The sequence below is a fragment of the Pararhodobacter zhoushanensis genome (assembly GCF_003990445.1).
GTDB lineage: Bacteria > Pseudomonadota > Alphaproteobacteria > Rhodobacterales > Rhodobacteraceae > Pararhodobacter > Pararhodobacter zhoushanensis.
The window spans coordinates 160,862-185,186 of the sequence record NZ_REEZ01000007.1 but is presented as its reverse complement, the minus strand read 5'-3'; the positions used below and the strand labels follow the sequence as shown (position 1 = coordinate 185,186).

The 24,325-nt window shown below is 66.2% G+C and carries 19 protein-coding genes; 13 read left to right on the top strand and 6 right to left on the bottom strand.

Annotated features, from left to right (window positions below; genetic code table 11):
- Positions 1 to 7: 7 nt before the first annotated feature.
- Genes EAE28_RS16230 through EAE28_RS16220 form a run of 3 tightly spaced genes read right to left on the bottom strand, consistent with a single transcriptional unit; the run spans position 8 to position 3,312 of the window.
- Positions 8 to 253, bottom strand: a complete 246-nt coding sequence (locus EAE28_RS16230; protein ID WP_164736666.1) for an AMP-binding enzyme — start codon at positions 251 to 253, stop codon at positions 8 to 10.
- Complete coding sequence (locus EAE28_RS16225; protein ID WP_246022399.1) at positions 196 to 1,419, bottom strand: class I adenylate-forming enzyme family protein; 1,224 nt, start codon at positions 1,417 to 1,419, stop codon at positions 196 to 198. Before EAE28_RS16225 ends, EAE28_RS16230 begins: the two co-directional genes overlap by 58 nt.
- Before the next feature lie 51 nt (positions 1,420 to 1,470).
- Entirely contained in the window at positions 1,471 to 3,312 is a 1,842-nt protein-coding gene (locus EAE28_RS16220) for a beta-ketoacyl [acyl carrier protein] synthase domain-containing protein (protein WP_127108140.1), read from the bottom strand.
- A 410-nt stretch (positions 3,313 to 3,722) separates the two neighbouring features.
- Here EAE28_RS16220 and EAE28_RS23820 point away from each other — a divergent pair, with 410 nt between their 5' ends.
- Positions 3,723 to 4,352, top strand: coding sequence for a 2-hydroxychromene-2-carboxylate isomerase (locus EAE28_RS23820; protein ID WP_164736665.1), 630 nt, complete (start codon positions 3,723 to 3,725; stop codon positions 4,350 to 4,352).
- On the opposite strand, the gene EAE28_RS16210 is transcribed toward EAE28_RS23820, so the two are convergent.
- Positions 4,353 to 6,251: an AMP-binding protein gene (locus EAE28_RS16210; RefSeq protein WP_127108136.1), complete on the bottom strand. Its 1,899-nt coding sequence runs from the start codon at positions 6,249 to 6,251 to the stop codon at positions 4,353 to 4,355. It abuts the gene before it with no gap.
- Positions 6,252 to 6,389: 138 nt separating this feature from the next.
- On the opposite strand from EAE28_RS16210, the gene EAE28_RS16205 reads away from it, so the two are divergent.
- From EAE28_RS16205 to EAE28_RS16195, 3 genes are all read left to right on the top strand, one after another.
- Entirely contained in the window at positions 6,390 to 7,286 is an 897-nt protein-coding gene (locus tag EAE28_RS16205; protein ID WP_164736664.1) for a LysR family transcriptional regulator, read from the top strand.
- 179 nt (positions 7,287 to 7,465) lie between these two features.
- Complete coding sequence (locus tag EAE28_RS16200; protein WP_127108132.1) at positions 7,466 to 8,431, top strand: TAXI family TRAP transporter solute-binding subunit; 966 nt, start codon at positions 7,466 to 7,468, stop codon at positions 8,429 to 8,431.
- A 29-nt stretch (positions 8,432 to 8,460) separates the two neighbouring features.
- Positions 8,461 to 10,434 (top strand): TRAP transporter permease, encoded by a 1,974-nt coding sequence (locus tag EAE28_RS16195; protein WP_127108130.1) that lies wholly within the window; start codon positions 8,461 to 8,463, stop codon positions 10,432 to 10,434.
- A 48-nt stretch (positions 10,435 to 10,482) separates the two neighbouring features.
- Here EAE28_RS16195 and EAE28_RS16190 read toward each other — a convergent pair whose 3' ends face one another.
- Positions 10,483 to 12,108 (bottom strand): alpha/beta hydrolase fold domain-containing protein, encoded by a 1,626-nt coding sequence (locus tag EAE28_RS16190; RefSeq protein WP_127108128.1) that lies wholly within the window; start codon positions 12,106 to 12,108, stop codon positions 10,483 to 10,485.
- Positions 12,109 to 12,219: 111 nt separating this feature from the next.
- Between EAE28_RS16190 and EAE28_RS16185 the strand changes: the two genes are divergently transcribed.
- The 6 genes from EAE28_RS16185 (at position 12,220) to EAE28_RS16160 (ending at position 19,241) form a co-directional block, all read left to right on the top strand.
- Positions 12,220 to 13,095 (top strand): shikimate dehydrogenase, encoded by an 876-nt coding sequence (locus EAE28_RS16185; protein WP_127108126.1) that lies wholly within the window; start codon positions 12,220 to 12,222, stop codon positions 13,093 to 13,095.
- A gap of 43 nt (positions 13,096 to 13,138) precedes the next feature.
- Positions 13,139 to 14,122, top strand: a complete 984-nt coding sequence (dctP, locus tag EAE28_RS16180) for a TRAP transporter substrate-binding protein DctP (RefSeq protein WP_127108124.1) — start codon at positions 13,139 to 13,141, stop codon at positions 14,120 to 14,122.
- Between the two features lie 75 nt (positions 14,123 to 14,197).
- Positions 14,198 to 14,728 carry a TRAP transporter small permease gene (locus tag EAE28_RS16175; RefSeq protein ID WP_127108122.1) on the top strand — a complete coding sequence of 177 codons (531 nt, stop codon included), beginning with the start codon at positions 14,198 to 14,200 and terminating at the stop codon, positions 14,726 to 14,728.
- Positions 14,721 to 16,016 (top strand): TRAP transporter large permease, encoded by a 1,296-nt coding sequence (locus EAE28_RS16170; RefSeq protein WP_127108120.1) that lies wholly within the window; start codon positions 14,721 to 14,723, stop codon positions 16,014 to 16,016. The genes EAE28_RS16175 and EAE28_RS16170 overlap by 8 nt, the downstream gene beginning before the upstream one ends.
- A 6-nt stretch (positions 16,017 to 16,022) precedes the next feature.
- Positions 16,023 to 17,903 (top strand): bifunctional sugar phosphate isomerase/epimerase/4-hydroxyphenylpyruvate dioxygenase family protein, encoded by a 1,881-nt coding sequence (locus EAE28_RS16165; protein WP_127108235.1) that lies wholly within the window; start codon positions 16,023 to 16,025, stop codon positions 17,901 to 17,903.
- A gap of 207 nt (positions 17,904 to 18,110) precedes the next feature.
- The gene (locus tag EAE28_RS16160; protein WP_127108118.1) at positions 18,111 to 19,241 is read left to right on the top strand and encodes a PQQ-dependent sugar dehydrogenase; all 1,131 of its coding nucleotides are present in this window, start codon (positions 18,111 to 18,113) and stop codon (positions 19,239 to 19,241) included.
- Positions 19,242 to 19,246: 5 nt separating this feature from the next.
- Here the strand turns inward: EAE28_RS16160 and EAE28_RS16155 are convergent, their stop codons facing one another.
- Entirely contained in the window at positions 19,247 to 20,233 is a 987-nt protein-coding gene (locus tag EAE28_RS16155) for a zinc-binding metallopeptidase family protein (protein WP_127108116.1), read from the bottom strand.
- A gap of 126 nt (positions 20,234 to 20,359) precedes the next feature.
- On the opposite strand from EAE28_RS16155, the gene EAE28_RS16150 reads away from it, so the two are divergent.
- Genes EAE28_RS16150 through EAE28_RS16140 form a run of 3 tightly spaced genes read left to right on the top strand, consistent with a single transcriptional unit; the run spans position 20,360 to position 24,323 of the window.
- Positions 20,360 to 22,741 carry a ligase-associated DNA damage response DEXH box helicase gene (locus tag EAE28_RS16150; RefSeq protein WP_127108114.1) on the top strand — a complete coding sequence of 794 codons (2,382 nt, stop codon included), beginning with the start codon at positions 20,360 to 20,362 and terminating at the stop codon, positions 22,739 to 22,741.
- Positions 22,738 to 23,409, top strand: a complete 672-nt coding sequence (pdeM, locus tag EAE28_RS16145; RefSeq protein WP_127108112.1) for a ligase-associated DNA damage response endonuclease PdeM — start codon at positions 22,738 to 22,740, stop codon at positions 23,407 to 23,409. Before EAE28_RS16150 ends, pdeM begins: the two co-directional genes overlap by 4 nt.
- Positions 23,406 to 24,323, top strand: a complete 918-nt coding sequence (locus EAE28_RS16140) for a YihY/virulence factor BrkB family protein (protein WP_127108110.1) — start codon at positions 23,406 to 23,408, stop codon at positions 24,321 to 24,323. The genes pdeM and EAE28_RS16140 overlap by 4 nt, the downstream gene beginning before the upstream one ends.
- Positions 24,324 to 24,325: the final 2 nt, after the last annotated feature.

Below are 24,325 nucleotides of genomic sequence, written 5' to 3'. Positions count from 1 at the left end.
GCGGCGTTCAGTCTGCCGCGAATCGCGCGCAGAGCACATCGCGGCGCAGCTTCCCCATGGCGTTGCGCGGCAGCGCGTCCACCAGATGAATGCGCTTGGGAATTTTCGTTGGCGCAAGGGCCGCGACAAGGGCCAGACGCACCTTCGCGGGATCCAGCGCGACCGCCGGCTTGGGCACGATGGCGGCAAGCAGGCTCATGCCGGTGCGGGGATGGGGAATGCCAAAGGCGCAGGCATCGGCGACGCCTTCCACCTGACGCAGCGCCGCCTCGACCTCGGCGGGATGGATCTTGAGACCGGCATAGATAACGACATCCTTGCTCCGCCCGGACAGGGTGAGGAAGCTCTCGGCGTCAAGCTGCCCGACATCGCCGGTGCGGAAAAACCGTCGGGGCCGAAGGCAAGCGCGGTCTCGGACGGATCGTCCTGATAGCCTTCAAAGACGAAATCCCCCCGGACCTCGACTTCGCCCTCGCCGCCGGGGGCCACCAGCTCTCCGGTTTCGAGATCGCGGATCCGCAGATCCGCTCCGGGCAGCGCCCGGCCGACCGAGCCCGGACGAAAGGCATCAGGGGTATTGGCCGTGGTAATCAGCGTTTCGGTCATCCCGTAGCGTTCCAGCAACGGTTTGTGCGTGCGGGCTTCAACGCTACGGCGCAGGTCGTCGGGCAACGGGGCAGAGCCCGAGGTGAACAACCGGATGCCTGTCGCGGCCCCGGCGTTGAAACCGGGATGGTCCAGAAGCTGCGCGTAATGAAACGGCACCCCCATGAAACAGGTCGCCATGGGAAGACGCCGGACGACATCGGCAGGATCGAAACGCGGGCGCAGGTCCAAACGGGCACCGGCCATCAGAAGCGGCATCAGCGCGATGATCAGGCCATGCGCGTGGGTCATCGGCAGAATGTGCAGCAGACGGTCCGACGCGGTAATGTCCCAGGCCTGACGCAAGGCCTGCACCCCGGCAAGGACGGTGCGGTGGGTATGGGCGACGGCCTTCGGCCTGCCGGTGCTGCCCGAGGTGAACAGAACGATGGCTTCGGTCGAGGCTGGAACGGGCTGGTCCGCGCCCATCGCAGCCAGACCTGACTCTGGCGCGTCATCGGCAAGCGCGGGCAGCCATGGCACCGCCGGTGTGGCGTGCCGCGCGGGATGATCGCCCAGGATCAACGCAGGGCGGGTACGGGCGATGACGTCGGTGACATAGGGGACAGCGGCGGCGGCATCGAGGGGCACGACCGCTATCCCGGCCCGCAACGCGCCCAGAAGCGCCACCACCTGCCCGGTCGATTTGGGCAGGGCCAGTCCGATCCGGTCCCCGGTACGCAGGCCCCGGCCAAGCAGGCATCGCGCGAACCGGTCGGTGGCCGCATCCAGCGCGTGGTAGGTCAGGTGCGTCGTCCCATCGTCGAGCGCCACCGCCAAGGGCGAGGTTCATTCCGCGCGCATCCGGGTGTACAGTGTCATGATCTATCCCTTTCCTGCCGCAGGCCTGTCGTCATACCAGCAGCGTTGCCGGTCGAACGGGTAGCCCGGAAGCGTTGGCAGCGCCGGGTCAGCGGGTGCAAGGCGCTGTGCTACCAGCGTCGCCCCGGCAAGATGCAGCGCGAGGAGCGCCGATGCGGCCTCGTCGCCGCTCGCGGTCCCGTCTGGCGCGGCAACCCGAACAGGCGCAGTCCCCGTGCTCTCTGGCGTCCCGTCAACCAGAGCCGGGCAGATCCGGCGCAGCTGCGCGACGGTCGCGGGTGCCAACGGCTGCGCCGTTTCGAGCGCAATTTTTCCCATCAGGCGTGCGGCTCGGCCCGGCGGGTCGGCGGCGATGCGGCGCGCGGCCGCCTTGGCTTCATCCACCGTCCGCGCGGTGAAACCGGCGCGCAGGGGCAGTCCCGACCAGCGGCGCGTGACGGCGGCGGCGATGCGCGCAAGCGAGGCCTCAGGCGCGTCCAGCGCCGCGTGAAGCTGGCCAGCCCGCGCGGCCAAGGCGGCGGGGCTGGCCGCCGACAGCAGGAACAGCGCCGACGTGCCCTCAGGGTTGGCAACAGGCGCGGAATGGTCGTCTGCGCCCGCGACGATCACATGAGCGTTGAGGCCGCTCATGCCAAACCCGCTGACCCCCGCCACCCGGTGCGGCCCAGGCCAATCGCGCGTCGCGCGTGGCACCTCAAGCGGCAGGGTGTCCCAATCCACCTGCGGCGATGGGTCAGTGAAGCAGGGCTGCACCGGGATGAACCCGTCGCGCACCATCAGGATCGTCTTGATCAGCCCGGCAATGCCCGCCGCGGCCTCAAGATGCCCGATGGCTGCCTTGATCGACCCCAGCGCCGCCGGAGCCTGTGACCGCCCGGCGAAGACATCGCCCAGCGCCCGCGTCTCGATCAGGTCGCCCAGCACGGTGCCCGAGCCATGCGCCTCGATTGCGCCGATCTGGTCGGGCGTGACCCCGGCTGCCTGCATTGCCCGGGTGATCACCTGTACCTGCGCGACACGTGACGGCGCGCTCAACCCGTTGCTGCGACCGTCCTGCCCAGTCGCCCAGCCCGCAAGCACGGCGTGGATGCGGTCACCATCGGCAAGCGCGTCGGGCAGGCGCTTGAGCACCAGCATCCCGCAGCCTTCGGAGCGGACAAACCCGTCTGCTGCCGCGTCGAACGAGCGGGTTTGCCCGCGTGCGGACAACACGCGAGAGCTTTCCAGCGCCGAGAACCCCTCGGGCGCCAGCAACACAGTCACCCCGCCCGCCAGCGCCATGTCGCAATGCCCCAGACGGAGCGCGTCACCGGCCAGAGTCACGGCGGTCAGCGCCGATGAGCAGGCGGTATCGACGGTCAGCGACGGCCCGGTCAGGCCCAGACAATAGCTCACCCGGCCCGTGATCGCCGCGTTCTGCAGCGCGTTGGGCAGATGGGGATTGCCAGCCACCAACCCCGCGCGGGCCATGCGCATCGCGTGATCTGACGACCCGGCACCGATATAGACACCGGCGAACATCCCCTCGAGTGCCGCCGGAGACAGCCCGGCATCCTCGAGCGCGTGCCACGCCATTTCCAGAGCCAGACGCTGCTGCGGGTCCAGCAGCGGGGCCTCGCTGGCAGAGATGCGGAACGGATGCCGGTCAAAACGGTCGATGCCGTCCAGTAACCCGGCGGCGGGCGGCAGGGCCGGGGATGGCCCCCAAAGCGCACGCCGGTCGGCAGGGACCGGCCCGATCCCGCTGCCGCCCGAGCGCAGCAGCTCTGCCAGCGCCCCGGTTGAGTCCGCACCCGGAAAACGGCAGGCCATGCCGACCACCGCGACGGGGACCGGCACGCTCACCCTGCGACCTCGCACTGTGCTTGGGTGCGGGCGATGCGCCACGTCAGGCGAGTGGTGACGCGCGGGACATGAGCGAGACGCGCGGGCATCGCGACGGTCTTTGCGGGCAGTTTGTCAGGGTCTGGCATACGGTTATGGGTTCCCATTGCGCGGCGATCCTCTGGCAGACCGGTTCCACCGGGCGTTGTAAAACCCCGCAGCAAACGGTTACCCTGACAGCCCGGAACCTGGCAAGCGGGGATCACCCAGCTCTTCGGCTTCTCGAACGTTGCCACGAAGTCTGGCTTTTCGCAGCCAAGGCGCAGACGGCTGTGGGGTCGCGCCGGACGATGTTTCCGGTACGGTTATCCGTGGACATACAGCCCGGATCGCCGCAAAACCGCCATAGGCTTGTTTTGAGCCGATTCCATGTGGGAGGTTCGACCATTTCTGACCAGCACCCGGTTGAGTTCTACTTCGACTTCATTTCACCGTTTGGCTTTCTGGCCAGTCTGCGGGTGGATGATCTTGCGGCGAAATATGGGCGCGAGACGACATGGACCTCGATGCTGCTGGGCGTCAGCGTGATGAAGGTCATGGGGTTGAAAGCCATACCCAAGACACCGCTCAAAGGCCCCTATATGCGGCTGGATGCGCAGCGCTATTGCCGCCGCCATGGCATCCGGTTCGGGCGGCAGCTGACGGATCCACCGGCCAACCCTCTGGCCGCCGGGCGGACGTTTCACTGGCTGACCGAGCACGACCCCATGCGCGCCAAGCCGGTCGCCAAGGCCATTCTGGCCGCGTACTGGCTGGAAGGCCGCGCGATTGGAGAGCTGGACACGTTGCTGGACCTTGCCGCCGGTCAGGGCGTCGACCGCGCTGCGCTGGCCGAGGCGCATGCAAGCGGCGCGGCTTCAGCGCTGCTCAACGCGGGGGTGGAAGCCTCGCTGGCCAAGGGCGTGTTCGGCTCGCCGTATTTCATCGTCGATGGTGAGCCGTTCTTCGGGCTGGAAAAGATGGAACTGCTGGAAGAATGGCTGCGCGAGGGTGGCTGGTAGTCAGTCGCTGACCAGCGCATAGGGCACGGCAAACCCGGCCATGTGCTGCGCGACGGTGGCCTCGCTGCCCGGCGCGGCGTCACCTGCCAGACGGATCTCGACCCGCCGCGCGCCCTTTTCCTCAAGGCAGGTCACGCTTTCCAACGCGCCATCCGGCAGCAGCGCCGTCAACTGCTGCGAAAACGCCCGTTCGACCGCCATGCGGCGCAGGGCGGGCTTGAAGATCTTGCCCGTCGTTGTCAGCGGCAGCGCGTCGATCAGATAGAGCGCCTTGGGGACCGCTGCGGGCTCGGGGATATGCCCGCGCGTTGCCTCAAGGATCTGCTGCGCGGTGATCGTGCGCGAGGGCCGGACCTGAACAAACGCGACCGGAAGCTCACCGGCATAGGCGTCAGGCTGGCCGACGGCGGCACACAGCTGCACATCGGGGTGCTGCATCAAGGCTTCTTCGATCACTGCCGGGTCAATGTTGTGACCGCTGCGGATGATGACGTCTTTCGAGCGGCCCATCACGACGATCTGCCCGTCCTCGGCGACCTGCCCCATGTCGCCGGTGAGCAGCCAGCCTTGCGCGGTAAAGGCGGCGGCGGTGACCGACGGGTCGGTATAGCCGGGGCTGATGTTGGGGCCGCGCAGGGCAAGCGCGCCCATGACACCGGGCGGCAGGGTGCTTTGCGGGTCGGGCTCGCCCTCGTCGTTCAGCGCGAACACGGCCACCTCGCAGAACGGCAGCCGCCAGCCGGACGCGCCCGGCACCCGCTGTGCGGCGCGGGGGATAACGCTGGCAAGGCCCGAGGCCTCGGTCATGCCATAGATGCTGCGCAAGGGCACGTTGAAGGCGGTCTCGAACCGGGCGGCAGTTTCCACCGGCATGGGTGAGCCGCCGCCAAACAGCGCCTTCACGCCGCTGATGTCGATCTCGCCAACAGGGCGGTTGAGGATGGTCGACACAAAGGTCGGCCCACCGGACAGGAAGGTCACGCCGAACCGCCGGGTGATCGGCCAGAAATCGCGCACGAAAGCCTTGTTGCGCATGCCCAGTTTCGACGGGATCAGCGTTGCCGCCCCGGCGGCGATGGCGCTGCCACCCAGCACAAACGCCCCCGCGACGTGGAACAGCGGGAAGCCGTTGATGATCACATCACCGTCGCCCATGTCGTAAAACATGCCGCCGAACCAGCTGACATGGACCTCGTTACCATGAGTATGCGTCACCAGTTTGGGCACCCCGGTCGTGCCGCCGGTGTGGAAGAAACTGGCGATGCTGTCGCGGGTGGCGGTGACGTCAAAGGACAGCACCGGGGATTCGGCAGCGATGAGGGCGGCGAAACTATGCGCCCAGGGTTCGGGCGCGTCGCCGACACAGACCACCGCGCGCAGGGACCGTGAGCGCTGCCGGATCGCGGAGAGTTTTGACCAGATATCAAGCTCGGCATCCGGTCCCAGCGCCACCAGAACCGTGGCGTTTACGCTGTCGAGCAGATGGGCGATATGCTCGGGCGCGAGCATGTAGTTGATCGGGCAGACCCGCCCGGCGGCCTGCGCGGCAAAGAGCGACACGAAGGCCTCGGGCATCGAGGGCATCAACAGCGCGACCGTTTCGTCAGGCTTCAGACCCAGCCTGCGCAGGGCGTTTGCCGCGCGGTTCACATCGGCCAGCAGGTCACTGAAGGTCAGCGTGGTCACGTCGCTGTCGAGCGATCCATCGGTCAGATAGGTCAGCGCGGTATGCTCGGGGAACAGCGCGGCAGAGCGTTGCAGCAACTGATGCGTGTTGTGAACCGGCACGACGTCGTCATAGCGCTGCGCTTCGATTGCTTCGATGTCAGCAAGGCTGCGGATCGGCCGGCGCACTTCGGGGCGCGTTGCGGTTTGGGGTCTCGCAGTTCCGAACGTCATGGCGGCCTTCTTGGTAAGTCGAGCGTTCCGGCAAACAATAAGGACACGGTTCCGCTTGACTAGACAGCGGGGGCGAACGCTAAGTTCCAGAATTGGAACACCATGCGGCCCGAGCGCCGGAACTGCGGGATATCTGGCATGACGCGACGACTGGATCTCAATGCGTTGCTTTTGTTTTATGAAACGGTGAACGCGCGCAGCATCAACAAGGCAGCGCTCAAGTTGGGCATGCCCAAATCCACCATCAGCCGCAAATTGACAGCCCTTGAGCAAGAGTTGGGATCGACCCTGTTGAAGCGGGGTCAACGGGCACTGGGACTGACCGAAATCGGCCACGCGCTGTATCTGCGCTGTGAAAGCATCGCGCAGGAGCTGGAGAACGCCGACCTGCACACGACCAAGATGCAGGAAGAGATGAGCGGCGTTCTGCGAATCAGCATGCCGGTGTTTTTTGTCAGCTGGATCAGCCACCCGCTGGCGGATTTCGCCAAGGAATTCCCCGGCCTGCGGTTAGAGATCGAAGCACAGAACCGCGTTGTCGATGTGGCGGAAGAGCCTTTTGACGTGGCGATTCACTTTGGTCTGCCCGCCGAAACCCACAACCCGATGCGCAGGCTGGCCGAGTTGCCGCGCAGCTTTTACGCCAGCCCCGGCTATCTTGCGCAGCGCGGGCCACTGGCCACGTTGGACGATCTGGTGAACCACGATGTCATCCTGCACCAGTACCAGCAGCGCGACCGGGTGTTTCCCGACATGCGCCTGCCGGACGGCACGACAGTGGCGCTGACGCCGCGGGTCGTGGTGAACCACGCCGTGCTGGTGCAGGAACTGGCGCTGCAAGACCTCGGCATCGGGTTGATGCCCGACATCATGTGCAAGCAGGACGTGGCAGCGGGGCGCTTGATCCGGCTGCCGCTGGCCTGGACAAGCCCGCCGCTGTTGATCTCGGCGACCTATCTGGAACGCCGCTATGCGCCGCGCAAGATGCGGGCCTTGCTGGACCGGATTACCGAGCATCTCAAGACCCAGGCTTAGCCGCGCGGCATGTTCCAAAATAAGAACACCCTGTTCAGCCAGCCTCGCTAGTCACCCTGACGCTGGCTGTATTAGGCTTGAGGGTGTTGGAGGTGGCCTTTCGGGGTCATGGGACTTCAGGGAAATCGGGTTTGGAGGGCGCTGGATCACTGGCGCGGGAAACCCGAGAAGGAGGAACAATGAAAACGGTAGTATTTGCGCTGTCGGCGCTGCTGCTCGCGCTTCCGGCGCAGCAGGTGTCTGCACAAATGGTGACGGTCGGGACCGCAACACCCGGCTCGCTGTTTCACTCGGCGGGCACGGCGGTTGCCAAGATCATCAACGACGAAGCGGGCATCCGGGCCATTCTGCAGCCCTTCGCCAGCGCCAATGTCTATATCCCGGCGATCAGTGAGGGCGACATCGACTTCGGCGTCGGCACCGCGCATGAAGTGGGGGTCGCGCTGGAGGGGCGCGAGCATTTCGAGGGCCGTCCGCAAGAAGGCCTGCGCGCCCTGGGGGTGATGTTCCCGTTGCAGTTCGGCATGTTCGTACGGGCGGATTCGGACATCCACTCGATCGCCGATCTGCGCGGCCACACCGTACCGGGCGGCTACAGCAGCCAGCAGATCGCCGCGACGATGATGGAGGCGATCTATGCCAGCGTCGGCATGACCGAGGCTGACGTGGAAAGCGTCACGGTCGCCAATACCGTCGGCGGCGCGGATGATTTTGCCGCCGGGCGCGTGGATGCGTTCTTCTTTGCGCTTGGTGCTGCCAAGGTCAGCGAAGTTGACGCGGCCGTCGGTGGCGTCCGTGTGCTGCCCTTTGGCGGCACGGACGAGGAACTGGCCGCGATCCGTGAATTCCTGCCGCAAGCCTATTTCCGCCAGTTCGACCCGCGGCCGGGCGCGCCCGGCGTGACCGAGCCGACGACCATTCTGGCCATCGACGCGATCATGTTCGCCAGCGCCAGCACCTCGGACGATATTGTCCACGATGTCACGCAGGCGATTTACGAGCACCGGGACGAGCTGATTGCCACCTTCCCGGCGTTCCGCGGCTTTGACCCGGCGATGATGGCGCGACCGCTTTCTCCCATCGAATACCACCCCGGCGCCGTCCGCTTCTTTAACGAAGTCGGCATCATGCCCGCAGCCGAGTGAGCGACACGGTGAGTCAGGAGAGACACGAAATGGCGGACACGCCGACCATGGGCGACAGTGACGTACAGGTCTCTCGTGATTTTGTGGGTTATACAAAGATCGTGATCGCCTCGGCGATCACGATTGCGGCGCTGCTTTGGGGGGCCGATCTTTTCCGCCGTGTCGGGCTGAATATCCTGACCCAACAATTCGTTGCGGGCATGCTGGGGCTGTGTCTGGCCCTGACCTTTCTGCATTTTCCCTTCCGGCGCGGCAGCACGCGCAACAACGTGCCGCCGCATGACTGGGTGCTGGCGGCCATCGGTCTGGCTGCGGGCCTCTATCTGGCGGTCGAGATTCCCAATCTGGTGGATCTGGTGCTGATGCGCCCGCGCGACGGGGTGATTGCGGGCGGTGCGCTGTTGGTGCTGAGCATCGAGGCGCTGCGCCGCTCGACCGGCTGGGCGCTGCCGATCATCGTGGTATTGTTCCTGCTCTACGGGCTGTTTGGCGATTTCGTGCCCGGCATGTTGCAGGGCCGCGCCACCGATATCGAGCGGCTGACCGCCTATCTGGCAATCGACGTGAACGGCATGCTGGGCCTGCCGATCATCGTGGCCTGCACCGTGATCATCGCGTTCCTGCTGTTCGGCAGCCTGTTGTCGGCCACCGGCGGGGCCGAGTTCCTATCCGACCTGTCGCTGGCCCTGATGGGGCGCTATCGCGGCGGGCCGGCCAAGATCGCCGTGCTGGCCTCGCTGCTGTTCGGCTCGGTGTCAGGCAGTGCGGTGGCGAATGTCGTGGCCTCGGGGGTGATTACGATCCCGTGGATGAAACGCTCAGGCTATTCGCCCGCCCGCGCGGCGGGGATCGAGGCCGTGGCCTCGACCGGCGGGCAATTGATGCCGCCGGTAATGGGGGCCTCGGCCTTTCTGATCGCCGAGTTCCTGCAGATCCCGTTCTCGCAGGTGCTGCTGGCGGCGCTGGTGCCGGCGATCCTGTATTATCTGGCGCTGTTCATCATCATTGATCTGGACGCGGGCAAGGCCGGGATCAAGGCGATCCCGGCGTCCGAGCTGCCCCGCGCGGGCGCGGTGCTCAAGGCGGGCTGGCATTACTTCCTGCCCTTCGTGGTGATGATCTACGCGCTGTTCTCACTCAACTGGCAGCCGCAGATGGCCGTTGTCGCCGCCATCGGCGCGCTGTTGGTGACGGCGCTGGCCTTTGGCTACAAGGGCAAGCGGCCAAAGATCGCTGACCTTTTCGCCTCGATCTATCGCACCGGGCTGGGCGCGCTGGACATCATCGTGATCACCGCCGGGGCGGGTATGGTGATCGGCGTGCTGTCGCTGACCGGTCTGGGCTTCAGCCTGACGTTGACGCTGGTTTCCGTCGGCGAAGGCAATCTGTTCCTGCTGCTGCTGATCTCGGCGGTGGTGTGCATCATTCTGGGCATGGGTCTGCCGACGGTCGGGGTCTATGTGTTGCTGGCCGCGCTGGTTGCCCCGGCGATTGTCGAGCTGGGAGTCCTGCCGATTTCGGCCCATCTGTATGTGATGTATTTCGGCCTGCTGTCCTTTCTGACGCCGCCGGTCGCCGTGGCCGCCTATGCCGCCGCGACCATCGCCAAGGCCGATCCGCTGAGCACGGCGCTGCATTCGATGCGGCTGGGATGGACAGCGTATATCGTGCCGTTCCTGTTCGTGTCGTCGCCAGCGCTGGTGATGCAGGGTGCGCCGCTTGAGATCGTGCTGGCCACCTCAACCGCCGTGTTCGGGGTGTTCCTGTGCTCGGTCGGGATGGTGGGGTTCATGGTGCGCCCGCTGGGCCCGCTGCACCGGCTGGTGTTCTTTGTCACCGGCATCCTTGCGCTGGTGCCCTATAACGCCTTTGCCGGGGCGGATTACACCGATGTCATCGGGGTGCTGCTGGGCGTCGTCTTGCTGGGGTGGGAGTTCTGGCACCGCTACAGCGCGGCCCGGCGGATTGCGCTGGCAGACGCGCTGGCCCAGTCGCCGGAGTGAGCGCGGCGACCCGGCAAGCCAAAGGCCTGCCGGGTCACCACTGGGGGCTCAGACGGTCTGTTGCTGTGCCAGCCAGTCGGTCATCGCCGCAAGCGCGGTACGGCTGGCGGCGCAATATTCCATCGCGCGCAGATAGCCGTGGATCAGGCCGGTGCCGTCGTCCTGCGTGACCGGCACACCCGCGCTGCGCAGCGCATCGGCATAGGCCAGCCCGGAATCGCGCAGCGGGTCGTTTTGCGCGACGGCGATGAACGCGGGGGGAAGGCCTGCGTGCGATGCGGCCACCAGCGGGGCGACGCGGGGGTTGGTGTGCAGCTGCGCGGTGTCGGGTGAATACATCGCGTTGACCATGTCCATGCCCTTGACCTGCAACAGCGGCGCTTCGGCGTTTTCGCTATAGCTGGGGCGGGATTTGTCGAAATCGCAGGCCGGGTAGATCAGCAATTGCGCGATCAGCGGCACCTCGGAGCCGCGCAGATCCAGCGCCAGCGCTGCCGCCAGATTGCCGCCCGCGCTGTCACCGCCCACCGCGATGCGCGCCGGATCGATGCCCAGACTGCCCGCTGTCGCATGCGCCCAGCGCGCCACCGCCCCGCATTGATCCAGCGCGGCGGGGAACGGATGCTCGGGTGCCAGCGCGTAATCGACGCTGATCACCGTCTGCCTGTTGGTCGAGGCGATGCGGCTGGTGATGTCCCAATGCGTCTCGGGCGAGCCCTGCATCCACGCCCCGCCGTGCATGTAGATCAGGCACGGCTGCGTCCCGCCCGAGCGATGGCGAAACACCCGCACGCGGACCGGACCGGCCTTGGAGTCGATCCAGTGCTCGGTCTCGCAATCGACATCCTCGGGCGTCGGCAGGCGCATTTCGGCGGCGATCACCTCGAACCGTTTGCGCCGGTCAGCAGGCGAGGCACCGGGGGGCAACGCGGCCCATTTCTCGGTCCATGCCGTCAGAAAGCCAGTGAGTTCAGGGTTCAGCATAGGGGGCTCCGGGGTGGGTGTAGGGGTGTCGGCACCGGCCTGAACCAGGCGCAAGACGGCCTCGACCGCCTGCGCCTTGAGCCGGGCCTGACCGGCTTCGGCGAACAGGGAATCGCCGAAGCTTTCGGTAAAGCTGGGCCGGTTGGAAACATTGAAGAAGGACAGCGCCGAGATGTGCCAGTGCAGTTCCAACGGCAGGATATCGGGACGGAACAGGCCCTGCGCCTGCCCCCGTGCCAAGAGATCGGCCAGTTTCTCGATAGCCCCCTTGTTGACCCGCCCGATCAGACCCGAAGCGCGCAGATTGTCGGCGTTATGGACGTTTTCGATCATCACCAGCCGGATGAAATCAGGATGCGCGCGGTGGTGGTCAAAGGTGAATTCGACCAATGTTCTAAGCGCCTGCACCGGCGGCAAGTGGTCCAGCCGCAGCGCCGCCTCGCCCTGACGCACCTGCGCATAGGCTGATTCAAGCGCTTGCAGGTAAAGCCCCTCTTTGTCGGTGAAATAGTAATAAATCATACGCTTGGAGGTCGCGGTCTGCGCCGCGATATCCTCGACCCGTGTCGAGGCATAGCCATGGCGGGCGAATTCAGCCTGCGCCGCATCCAGAATCGCGCGGCGAACCCCCTCAGGATCTTGCTTCCATCGCTGCCGGCCCTGCCCGCCGTCCATCACGCCTTCGCCCATCGGGTGGTGCTCCTCTTCCGTTGGAAATGAACCTAGCGGAACATTTCAATTGACACAATTAACTTGTCGGTACAATTTGAGCCGCAGGAGCCGAGGGAGGAATCGATCCGCATGTCCGCAGCGCCATCACCTGTGACCCTTGCGTCGCCCGGTCCGGGCTTGCGTGCGGCGTTGATCGGGGCCGGTATCGGCGCATCGCGCACGCCACGCATGCACATCGAGGAAGGCCGCGCGCTGGGGCTGGATTATGGCTATGAGTTGATCGACGCCGATCAGCTGGCGACGCGCGACATCGCCGCCCTGCTCGATCAGGCGCAGGCGGACGGGCTGGCCGGGGTGAACGTGACCTTTCCGTTCAAGCGCGCGGCGCTTGACCACGTCGACAGCATCGCGCCTTCGGCGCTGGCGGTCGGCGCGACCAACACCGTGGTTTTCGGGCCGGACGGGCGCGTGGCACACAACACCGATTACGCCGGATTTGCCGAGGGCTTTCGCCGCGACATCGGCGCGCAGGCGCATGGTTGCGCGCTGCTGCTGGGCGCGGGCGGTGCCGGGGGCGCGGTGGCCAATGCGCTGCTCGACTCGGGCGTAGGGCTGCTGTTCGTGCAGGACGTGGACGCCGCTGCCGCCCAGGCGCTGGTCGGGTCGATTACCGCGCGGCTGGGGGTCGGGCGGGTGCGCCTGGCGGCTGATCTGCGCGTTGCCGCCGCTGCGGCCGACGGCATCGTCAACGCAACGCCGGTGGGCATGGCCAAACTGCCCGGCACGCCGCTGGACATGGCGCTGGTCGAGCCGCGCCACTGGGTTGCCGATATCGTCTACTTCCCGCTGGAAACCGCGTTCCTGCAACAGGCCCGCGCCAAGGGCTGTCACGGCATCGACGGCTCGGGCATGGCCGTTTTTCAGGCGGTTCTGGCGTTCGAGCTGTTCACCGGGCGCAAGCCCGACCCGGCGCGGATGCGCGCCACATTCGACAGTTTCACCTGACCTGCACCCTTCGGGGCGCACCAAACGCTACTGGGAGGATATTATGCGTTTGACTCTGAAGACTCTTCTGACCTGCGGCACCGCCGCTGCGACCCTGAGTGCCAGCGCCGCCTCGGCAACGGTCGAACTGATCTATTCGGACACGGTGTCCGACACCGATATCCGCTCGCAGCTGCTGCAAACGGAATTCGGCGATTGTCTGGGCGACGAGTTCAACTTCCAAGCCTATCACGGCGCGACTCTGTTCGCGCAGGGCACCGAGCTGACCGCCATGCAGCGCGGCAATCTGGACATGGCCAATCTGGCGATCTTTGACTTTTACAATCAGGTCCCGGCGACCTCGGTCCTGGGTCTGCCGTTCCTGTTCCGCGACTATGAGCACATGCGCGCGGTCTATAACAGCGACGTGCTGGATGATCTGTGGGCGCAGGTCGAGGACGCGACCAACATCAAGTTCCTGTCCTTCCCCTATATCGGCGCGCGCCACCTGTCGTATATCGGCGACCACCGCTACATGACGCCTGAGGATCTGGCCGGTGTCCGTCTGCGGATGCCCGGTGGTGAGGGTTGGCAGTTCGTCGGTCAGGCGATGGGGGCAAGCCCGGTGCCGGTGGCCTTCACCGAGGTTTACACCGCGCTGCAAACGCATGCCATCGACGCGCAGGATAACGGCTTTCCGGCCACCCGCTCGATGCATTTCGACGAGCTGCTGACCCATATCGCGCTGACCAACCACCTGATCGCGGCGAACGAATTCACCATCTCGATGTCCAAGTGGAACGCGATGACCGGCGAGCAGCAAGAGCGCGTGCAGATGTGTGCCAACCAGTTCGAAGCGGCGCTTGACCAGATCACGCTGGATCAGGAAGCGACCCTGCAAGCCGAATTCGAAGCGCAGGGCATCGACGTCTATGTCCCTGACAACGCCGCGTTTCAGGCGCATGTGACCGAGGTTTACATGAACTCGCCCTATTCGGCGGACTGGCCTGACGGGCTGGTCGATGCCATCGGCGCTGTCGGCCAATAAGCCTGCGCCCAGCGCGCGACGGTGGCCCGGTACGGTCGCCGTCGCAGCCTCTGCCCGCCCTGACGGAGACACGCCATGACCCGCTTTGCGCCGATCCTTGGATGGTTGCAGCGACGCGCCGAGAATTTCATTGCGCTGATGCTGGCGGCGATGTTTCTCACCTTCCTGCTGCAGATCCTGTTTCGCTATATCCTTGCCTTGCCGGTGACTTACACCAACTGGACGGTCGAGTTTGTCTCGATCGCGTGGCTCTGGGGCATCCTGTTCGGCTATGCCTTTGTCGTGCGCGACAGCGACATCATCCGTCTGGATATCGTTTACAACGGCCTGCCGCTGGGCGCGCGCCGGGTGCTCGACGTTGCCACCGGCCTGATCTGCGCCGCGATCCTGGCCTATACGCTGCCCAAGTGCTGGGACTACGTGCAGTTCATGCGGATCGAGCGCACGCCCGCCCTGCGCATCCCCTACAATTATGTCTTTGCGATCTACATCGCCTTCGCCGTCGCCGTGATCATCCGCAGCCTGCTTAACGTCTGGGGTGCGATCCGGGGGACAGGCAGCCGCTATGTGACGCCGATCCATCCCGAGGGCCATGATTATGACTGATCCGTTCACCCTGGCCATGGTGCTGATCGCGGCGCTGGCGCTGATGGGTCAGTCCATCGGCATCTCGATGCTGGTGGGCAGTTTTGTCTACCTGATGCTCAAGGGCTACGACGTCTCCATCGCCGCCGAGACGATGATGCAGGGTCTGTTCAACGGCTATACGCTGCTGGCGGTGCCGCTGTTCATTCTGGCCGCTGACATCATGAATATCGGCTCGCTGGCCGACAAGCTCTTGCGCTTTGCGCAGGCATTGGTGGGTCGGTTCCGGGGCGGGCTGGGGCACGTAAACGTGGTCTCGTCGCTGATCTTTTCGGGCATGTCCGGCTCGGCCGTGGCGGACGCCGTGGGCATGGGCAAGATCGTCATCACCATGATGACCAAGGACGGCAAATACACCCCCAGCTATGCCGCCGCGATCACTGCCGCCACGGCCATTGTCGGCCCGATCATCCCGCCGTCGATCCCGATGGTGCTGTATGCGCTGGTCTCGGGCCAGTCGGTCGGCTTTCTGTTCGCCGCCGGTATCCTGCCCGGCCTGCTGATGGCGCTGCTGATGGCCGTCACCAACGGCGTGATCGCCCATCGGCGCGGGTTCCCGGTCGATGACGGCATTCCGCTGCGCGAACTGCCCGGCGCAACATGGCAGGCGATCCCGGCGCTGATGCTGCCGGTGATCCTGCTGGGCGGTATCTATGGCGGGGTGATGACACCGACCGAGGCCGCCGCCGTCGCCGCTGCCTATGCGCTGGTGATCTCGGTCGTGCTGTACCGGTCGGTCAGCGCGCGGGGGCTGTATCAGGCGCTGCTGGGTTCGGCCCGCTCAACGGCGTCGGTGGGCATTCTGATCGCCGGGGCGCTGTCCTTCAACTATGTGGTCACGCGCGAAAATGTGCCGGATTCGGTCGCCGCGATGCTCAGCGCGATGGATCTGGGGCCTGTCGGGTTCCTGATCGCCGTCAACATCCTGTTTCTGGTGCTGGGCTGCGTGCTGGAAGCCGGAGCGCTGTTGCTGATCGTGGTGCCGATCCTGATCCCGGCTGCGCAGGCGCTGGGGATTGATCTGGTGCATTTCGGTGTGGTGCTGGTGGTCAACGCGATGCTGGGGCTGATCACGCCCCCTTACGGCCTGCTGTTGTTCATCGTCGCGGCGATCACCAAGCAACCGCTGATCCCGATCATCAAGGATCTGGCACCGTTCATTGCGATTCTGATCGTGGCCTTGATGGTGATCACCTTCTGCCCGGACTTCGTGCTCTATCTGCCGCGTGTGTTGGGATATCAGGGGTAAGCCATGCTGAAATGCGGGATCGCCAGCGTTTCCATCGCAGGAAATCTGGAAGAAAAGATCGAAGCGATCGCGGCGGCGGGATTCGACGGGATCGAGATCTTTGAGCAGGATTTCATCGCCGACGCCCGCAGCCCGCGCGCGCTGGCGACCCGCATCCGGGACGCGGGGCTTGATCTGATGCTGTTCCAGCCGTTCCGCGATTTCGAGGGGCTGCCGGGCGACCTGCGGCGGCGGGCCTTTGAACGCGCCGAGCGCAAGTTCGATCTGATGGGTGAACTGGGCTGCGATCTGATGCTGGTGTGCTCGTCCGTGCATCCGCAGGCGCAGGGCGGTGTCGACCGCGCAGCGGCGGATTTCGCCGAGCTGGGCGAGCGCGCGGCAAAGCGCGGGTTGCGCGTCGGGTACGAGGCGCTGGCATGGGGCAAGCATGTCGATGACCACCGCGATGCGTGGGAAATCGTGCGCCGCGCCGATCATGCGAATGTCGGACTTATCCTGGACAGTTTTCACACGCTGGGCCGGGGGATCGACCCCGACACCATCCGCCGCATTCCCGGCGACCGGATCTTTTTTGTCCAGCTGGCCGATGCGCCCGCGATCCCGATGGATCTGCTCTACTGGTCGCGCCACTTTCGCAACATGCCCGGCGAGGGCGATCTGGACGTCACCGGCTTCATGCGCGCGGTGATGGCGACGGGCTACAGCGGGCCGATCAGTCTGGAAATCTTCAACGACCAGTTTCGCGGCGGCTTGCCGCGCGCGATTGCCCGCGATGGCCACCGCTCACTGATCCACCTGATGGACAGCGTGCGCCGGGCCGAGCCGTCGCTGACGGTCGATCTGCCACCGATCCCGGCACCCAAGCCCGCGCAGGGGGTCGAGTTCATCGAGATCGCCACCCGCGGGACCGAGGCCGAAAGCATCGCCGCCCTGCTGCGCACGCTGGGCTTTGCCGAGACGGGCCGCCACATCGCCAAGGATCTGACCCTGTGGCAACAGGGCGCGATCCGCGTTCTGCTGAACGCCGAAACGCAGGGCCACGCGGGCAGCACGTTTACCGTCCACCGCACCAATATCTGCGATATCGGGCTGCGCGTGGCCTCGGCCCCAGACACGGTTGCCCGGGCAATCGCGCTGGGATCCGCGGCATTCAGCCAGCCGCGTCAGGCCGGCGAACTGCCGATCCCGGCCATCCGCGGCGTCGGCGGCTCGGTTCTGCATTTCGTTGACGACGGGTTCAGCGATGTGTGGCAGGTGGAGTTTACGCGCACTGGCAACTCTGCCCCCGGCGCGGGTCTGACACGGGTTGATCACCTTGCGCTGACCATGAGCTATGACGAGATGCTGTCATGGTCGCTGTTCTATTCCTCGTTGTTCGGCATGACCAAGACGCCGATGGTCGACGTCATCGACCCCGACGGGCTGGTGCGCAGTCAGGCGCTGTCCTCGCCCGATGGCGGGTTGCGGGTGACGCTGAACGGGGCCGAGAACCACCGCACACTGGCCGGGGGCTTTCTGGCCGACAGCTTTGGTGCAGCCGTGCAGCATGTGGCCTTTGCCTGCGATGACATCTTTGCCACGGCCGAACGGTTGGCGGTGCTGGGCTTTGAACCGCTGCCGATGCCGGGCAACTACTATGCCGATTTGACCGCCCGGTTCGAGCTGGACCCGGCGTTTCTGGCCCGCTTGCAGGCGCATAACATTCTCTATGACCGCGACGGCGAGGCCGAGTTCTTTCAGCTCTATTCGCGCAATTTCGCCGGTGCGATGTTCATCGAACTGATCGAACGGCGCGGCGGCTATCAGGGTTATGGCGCGGCGAATGCGCCGTTCCGGGTGGCAGCGCAAAAGCGGTTGTCCCGGCCCAAAGGGATGCCCCGGCTGTAGCCGCCCGGCGTTTCAGACCTGCAAGCGCATCCCGCCGACACCTTTGTGTTGCGCGCAACCCGGCGCGCGATGCGGACGGGTGCCGGGGGCGCAACGCGCGGTGGCTCCTGACAAAAACGTGCGCGGGCGGTGACGTGCCCCCGGCACCCTTGCGCGCTAGATTAGGGCAAAGGCCCCCTGCGCCTGCCCTTTGACCAGGAGACCCCCATGCGTCCGCGCTCCGTTCTTATCCTTTCTGGCCTGATCGCCGGAACCGCGCTTGCTGTGCTGCCGATTCTCGCCAATGGCCGGACAGTCGGCGCACGCGACTACAGTCCGACCCAACCCTTCGCGGTGCAGGCGGTAGCCGATTTCGACACCCCTTGGGCGATTGCGGCGCTGCCGGACGGGCGGATGCTGGTGACGGAACACGCAGGGCATCTGTTCGTGGTGACGCCCGAGGGTGAGAAGACCGAGATTTCGGGCGTGCCAGAGGTTCATCAGCAGGGCCAGCTGGGCATGCATGATGTCGCCCCTGCCCCCGATTTCGCGCAGAGCGGGCTGATCTATCTGACCTATGCCGCGCCCGGCGAGGACGGCAGCCAGATCGTGCTGGCCCGCGCGCGGCTGGACGGGACAAGCCTGCGCGATGTCGAGGAGTTGTGGCGTCAGCCGCAGGGCGGTGGCGGCGGGCATCCCGGCGCGATCATCGCCTTTGACCCGGCGGGCGAGCATCTGTTCCTGACGCTGGGCGAGCGCACCTTGTCCGAGAGCGCGCAAGATCCGGCGCAGGCGCGCGGCAAGGTGCTGCGGCTGATGCTGGACGGCTCGACCCCGGCGGACAACCCCTTTGCCGATGAGGTCGGCGTGGCGGCGCAGCTATGGACGCTGGGCAACCGCAACCCCTACGGGCTGGCCTTTGCGCCCGACGGAAACCTCTGGCTGCACGAGATGGGACCGCGCGGCGGCGATGAGCTGAACCTGATTGCGCCGGGGCTGAACTATGGCTGGCCCGTGGTGTCGAATGGCAGCAATTACAGCGGCTCGGCCATCCCCGACCACGAAGAACGCCCCGAGTTCGAGGCCCCGCGCCTGAGCTGGACGCCCGTGATCGCCCCTGCCGGGATGGTGTTCTACACCGGCGATCTGTTCCCCGACTGGCAAGGCTCGGCGCTGATCGGCGGGCTGGCCGCGCGGGGATTGGTGCGCGTCACGGTTGACGGCGATCAGGCCGACGAGGCCGAGCGCTGGGACATGGACGCCCGTATCCGCGATGTGGCCATGGCCCCCGACGGGGCGGTCTGGCTGATCGAGGACGACGCCCCCGGCCAGCTGCTCCGCCTGACCCCGCGGGACTGAGGGGATCAGAGCTGCCAGTTGCGGGTTATCAGGGCGCGGATCGCCTCCATCTTGGCGATGACGGTGGGGGACAGGACGAACGGATAGAACGTCTCGTGCCCCATCGCCTGATTGACCGCGTTCAGCGACACCGACAGCGCCACCCAGGATTCCGCCAGCCGCTCCATCGGTCTGAGCGCCAGATCGTGCAGATCCTCGGGCAGATCCGCCCCGACCAGAGAAAACGCCCGCGCGGTTTCCAGACCGTCGAGCACATGCATCACATGCGCCCAGGTCTCGGCGAAATCCTCATAGGGATGCGCGGTGGCATAGGACGAGATGAAGCTCTGCGCCCAGTCGGCGGGCGGGCCGTTCTCGTAATGCGCTTTCAGCGCCTCGCCGTAATCCGCGCGGTCATCGCCAAAGACCGCGCGCAGGGCCTCGCGTTGGGCCGGGTCGTTGCCGGTGAGCGCTTCGAAATAATGATGCGCGACCTCATGGCGGACGTGGCCCGACAGCGTGCGATACGGCTCGCCCATGGCGCTGCGCATGGCTTCGCGCTCGGCATCGTCGGCCTCGACGATGTTGAGCGTGATGGTGCCGTTCTCATGCCCGGTCAGCACGCGCGGCTTGCCGGTATCGATGGGATCGCCTTTCAGCTCGAACACCGGGGCCGGGTTGCCCTCGTCGTCGTTGAGCGGCAGTTCCAGCCGGTACAGCAGGCGGATCAGGCGGCGCTTGGCGGTTTCGATGCGGGCCCATTTCTCGATATTGCCCTCGACCGTCAGATCCGGCACCACGGTGGTGTGGCGGCACGACAGGCACAGCGCGCCCGGCTCCGGCGCGATCCAGTTGCAGTCGATGGTGGCGCGGTTGGCGCAGGCGGGGTTATCGTCGCCGATCAGCGCGAAGCCTCCACCGGGCGCAAAGCCCAGCACAGAGCCGCAATAGAGACAGGCGGTATTGGGAAAGAAGACCTCGTGCTGGCACGATGGGCAACGGAAACGGCGCATGAAGGCCCCTGACATGGTGAAGACGCACCCCCACACAACGGTTGAGCAGGCGGGTTGTTCCGCAGGCTGTGGGGGTTTGGGGTTACAATGGGCGCTCAAAGCCGCGCGCACAAGGTTGTTCGCCGCATGAGCACCCTGCCCCCGCGCTTTGCCGAGTGGTTCGCCGCCCGAGGCTGGTCTCCCCACCCGCATCAGCTGGCGCTGCTGGCGGCGACCGGAAACACGCTGCTGATCGCGCCGACAGGCGGGGGCAAGACGCTGGCGGGGTTCTTGCCGTCGCTGGTCGATCTGGCCGGGGGCGGCAAGGGTTTGCACACGATCTACCTGTCGCCGCTCAAGGCGCTGACCGCCGACATCGCGCGCAATCTGGCTGCGCCGGTTGCTGAGCTGGGGCTGCCGATCCGGATCGAGGACCGGACGGGGGATACCTCGGGCGCGAAACGCGCGCGGCAGCGGGTTGATCCGCCGAATATCCTGCTGACCACGCCGGAAAGTCTGGCGCTGATGCTGTCTTACCCTGAAGCGCCGAAGATCTTTGCGGGTCTCAAGCGGGTGATCGTCGACGAAATTCACGCGCTGGCCGAAGGTAAGCGCGGCGATCAGGTGATGCTGGGCATCGCCCGGCTCAAGACGCTTGCGCCGGGGCTGGCGGTGACCGGCTTGTCGGCGACGGTGGCCGATCCTGAGGGGCTGGCCGCGTTCATGGGCGGCGCGGTGATCCTGCGCGCCGATCCCGGCCCCGCGCCCGACATTGCCATGCTGGCGACCCGCGCGCCCGCGCCCTGGTCCGGCGGCGGCGCGCATTACGCGGTGCCCGACGTGATGGCGGCGATTGCGCAGGCGCGGCTGACGCTGGTTTTCGTCAACACCCGCGCGCAGGCCGAGCTGTTCTTTCAGGCGCTGTGGGAGGTGAACGACGCCAATCTGCCCATCGGACTGCACCATGGCTCGCTGTCGCGCGAGGCGCGGCAACGGGTGGAACAGGCGATGGCGGCGGGGGCGTTGCGGGCGGTGGTGTGCACCGGCTCGCTGGATCTGGGGATCGACTGGGGCGATGTGGATCTGGTGCTGCAGGTCGGCGCGCCCCGGCTGGTGACGCGGCTGATGCAGCGGATCGGGCGGTCGAACCACCGCTACGATCAGCCATCCCGCGCGCGGCTGGTGCCGGCCAATCGGTTCGAGGTGATCGAGAGTGTGGCGGCGTTGCAGGCGGTGGATGAGGGCGTTCTGGATGGCAGCCCGCGCGGACCAGGGCCGCTGGATGTGCTGTGTCAGCAGATCCTGCTGACCGCCTGCGCCGGGCCGTTCGAGGCGGAGGCGCTGTTTGACGAGGTTCGCAGCGCCGGGCCCTATGCGGCGCTGACGCGGGACGATTTCGACGCCTGTCTCGATCTGTGCGCCACGGGGGGCTATGCGCTGAAAGCCTATGACCGCTGGCAACGGCTGATGCTGCGCGGCGGGCTGTGGCAGTTGCGCGATCCCCGGGCGGCGCGGCTGATCCGCATGAACATCGGGACGATCACCGCCTCCGAGACCTTGCAGGTACGGCTGGCGCGCTCGCGCGGGGGTGCGCCGCTGGGGCAGGTCGAGGAAAGCTTCGCGGCGACGCTTGAGGCGGGCGATACATTTCTGATCGGCGGCAAGGTGGTGCGGTTCGAGCGGTTGCGCGACATGATCGTCGAGGTCCAGCACACACCCACCCGCAACCCGCGCATCGCGGTGTTCAGCGGCGTGAAGATGGCAAGTTCGTTGCAATTGTCGCACCGGGTGCAGGCGCTGATCGGCGATCCTGCGCGCTGGGATCAGCTGCCTGCCGACATCGCCGACTGGCTGGAGATGCAGCGCCGTCTGTCGGTGCTGCCGCGTGACGGGGTGCTGGCCTGCGAGACATTTCCACGCGGCGATCGGTGGTTTTTCTGCCTCTATGGCTTTGCCGGGCGCAACGCGCATCAGACGCTGGGCCTGCTGTTGACCCGGCAGATGGAGGCGCTGGGGCTGGGCCCTCTGGGCTTTACCCCCACCGATTACGCGCTGCTGATCTGGTCCACCGATCCGGTGAAGGATGCCGCCGCCCTGTTGCAGCCAGAGGTGCTCAAAGCCGGGCTGGACGGCTGGCTGGCGGGCAATTCGCTGATAAAACGGACATTTCGCAGCGTAGCGACCGTGGCAGGGCTGTTGCCGCGCAATCTGCCCGGTCAGCGGCGCAGCGGGCGGCAGGCGACCTTTTCCTCGGACATCATCCATGACACGCTCAGGCGACACGACCCCGGGCACCTCTTGCTGCGCATCACGGCGGACGAGGCACGGCGGGGTCTGGTGGATTTCGACCGGATCGAGGATATGCTGCGCACCAACCCCATCATCGACCACGCAAGGCCGCCGCATGTGACCCCGCTGGCGGCGCCGGTGCTGATGGAGATCGGCCGCGTCTCGGTCGAGGGTGAGGGGCGCGAGCGGGAAATGGCGCGCGAAGCGGAACGGCTGATGCGCGAGGCGGGGCTGTCATGATCCGCGATGTGGTCTTTGCCGGGGTCAGGGTGCAGGCGCGGGCCTCAGGCGCGCTGTACTGGCCGCAGTGTGACACGCTGATCGTGGCCGATCTGCATCTGGGCAAGTCGGCGCGGATGGCGGCGCGCGGCGGTGCCTTGCTGCCCCCGCACGAGACGACGGACACGCTGGCGCGGCTTGAGGCCGAGCTGCACGCGCTGAACCCGGCGCGGGTGATCAGTCTGGGCGACGCGTTCGAGGATGCGCTGGCCCCTGAGGCGCTGCGGGCTGAGGAAACCGCGCGGCTGGCGGCGATGGCCCAAGGGCGCGACTGGCTGTGGATCACCGGCAACCATGATGCCGCCGCCCTGCCTGGTTTCGGCACCGTAGCCGACGAAATCACCGAGCAGGGCGTGACCCTGCGCCACATCGCGGGCGCTGGCCCCGACATCTCGGGCCACTACCACCCCAAGGCACGACTGGCCGGGCAAGCGCGGCCAGCGTTCCTGATCGGGGCCGAGCATCTGGTCCTTCCGGCCTTTGGCACGTATACCGGCGGTCTCGATTGCGGTGTCGAGCCCTTGGCGTCTCTGGTGGGGCCGGGTCTGGCGCTGTTGACCGGGGCGCGGCTGCTGGCCTGTCCCCTGACCCGCCCGACAGGGCGAAAAGACCGAAGGCAGCGCGTATGACCGACTCTCCGATACCGGCCCGCCGCTCGTCTCTGCGCGGTTTTGCGATGCGGCTTTATGTCGGCATCGGCGAGGATCAGATCGGCCTGCTGGCCGCCGGGATCGCGTTTTACGCGCTGCTGGCGATCTTCCCGGCGCTGGCCTCGATCATGGCGATTCTGGGGATCTTCTTTGACTCGGCCGAGATCACGGGACCGCTGGCCGAGGCGACGGCGTCCATGCCGCCCTCAGCGGCGCAACTCATCATGGATCAGGCCAGCGGTGTGACCGGGTCGGACAGTAGCAGTCTGGGTCTGGCGGCGGGCATCGGCATTCTGGTCGCGCTCTATTCGACGGCGCGCGGCATGCGGCACCTGATTCAGGGGCTGAACGTGGCCTTCAACCGGGTCGAGGCGCGCAGCTTTCTGCTCCGCTGGTTCACCATCGTGATCCTGTCGATGTTTGTCGTCGGCGGGGTCATTCTGGGGCTGGGCGCGATTGCGGTGATCCCGGTGTTGTTGAAATGGCTGCCGCTGGACGTGGCAACGCAGGCGTCGATCGGTTTTGCGCGCTGGGTTGCCCTGTTCGCACTCAGCACCGGCGGCATCGCGATGATCTATCGCTTTGGCCCCAGCCGCCGCCACCATCAATGGCAGTGGATCTGGCCCGGTGCTGTCGTCGCCTGTCTGATGTGGGTGATCGCCTCGGCAGGATTTTCGATCTACGCCGAGAATTTCGCCAGCTATCAGGAAAGCTTCGGCGCGCTCGCCGGGGTCATCGTGTTGCTGACATGGCTCTGGCTGTCGGCCTATGTGCTGCTTTTGGGGGCCGAGCTGAACGCGGCGCTTGAGGACAGCACGCATCCGGCAGACGCTGCCGAGCTGTCAAGCACCGCAGCGCCCGTCGGTCCCAAAGAGACCATTCCGACGGACTGACC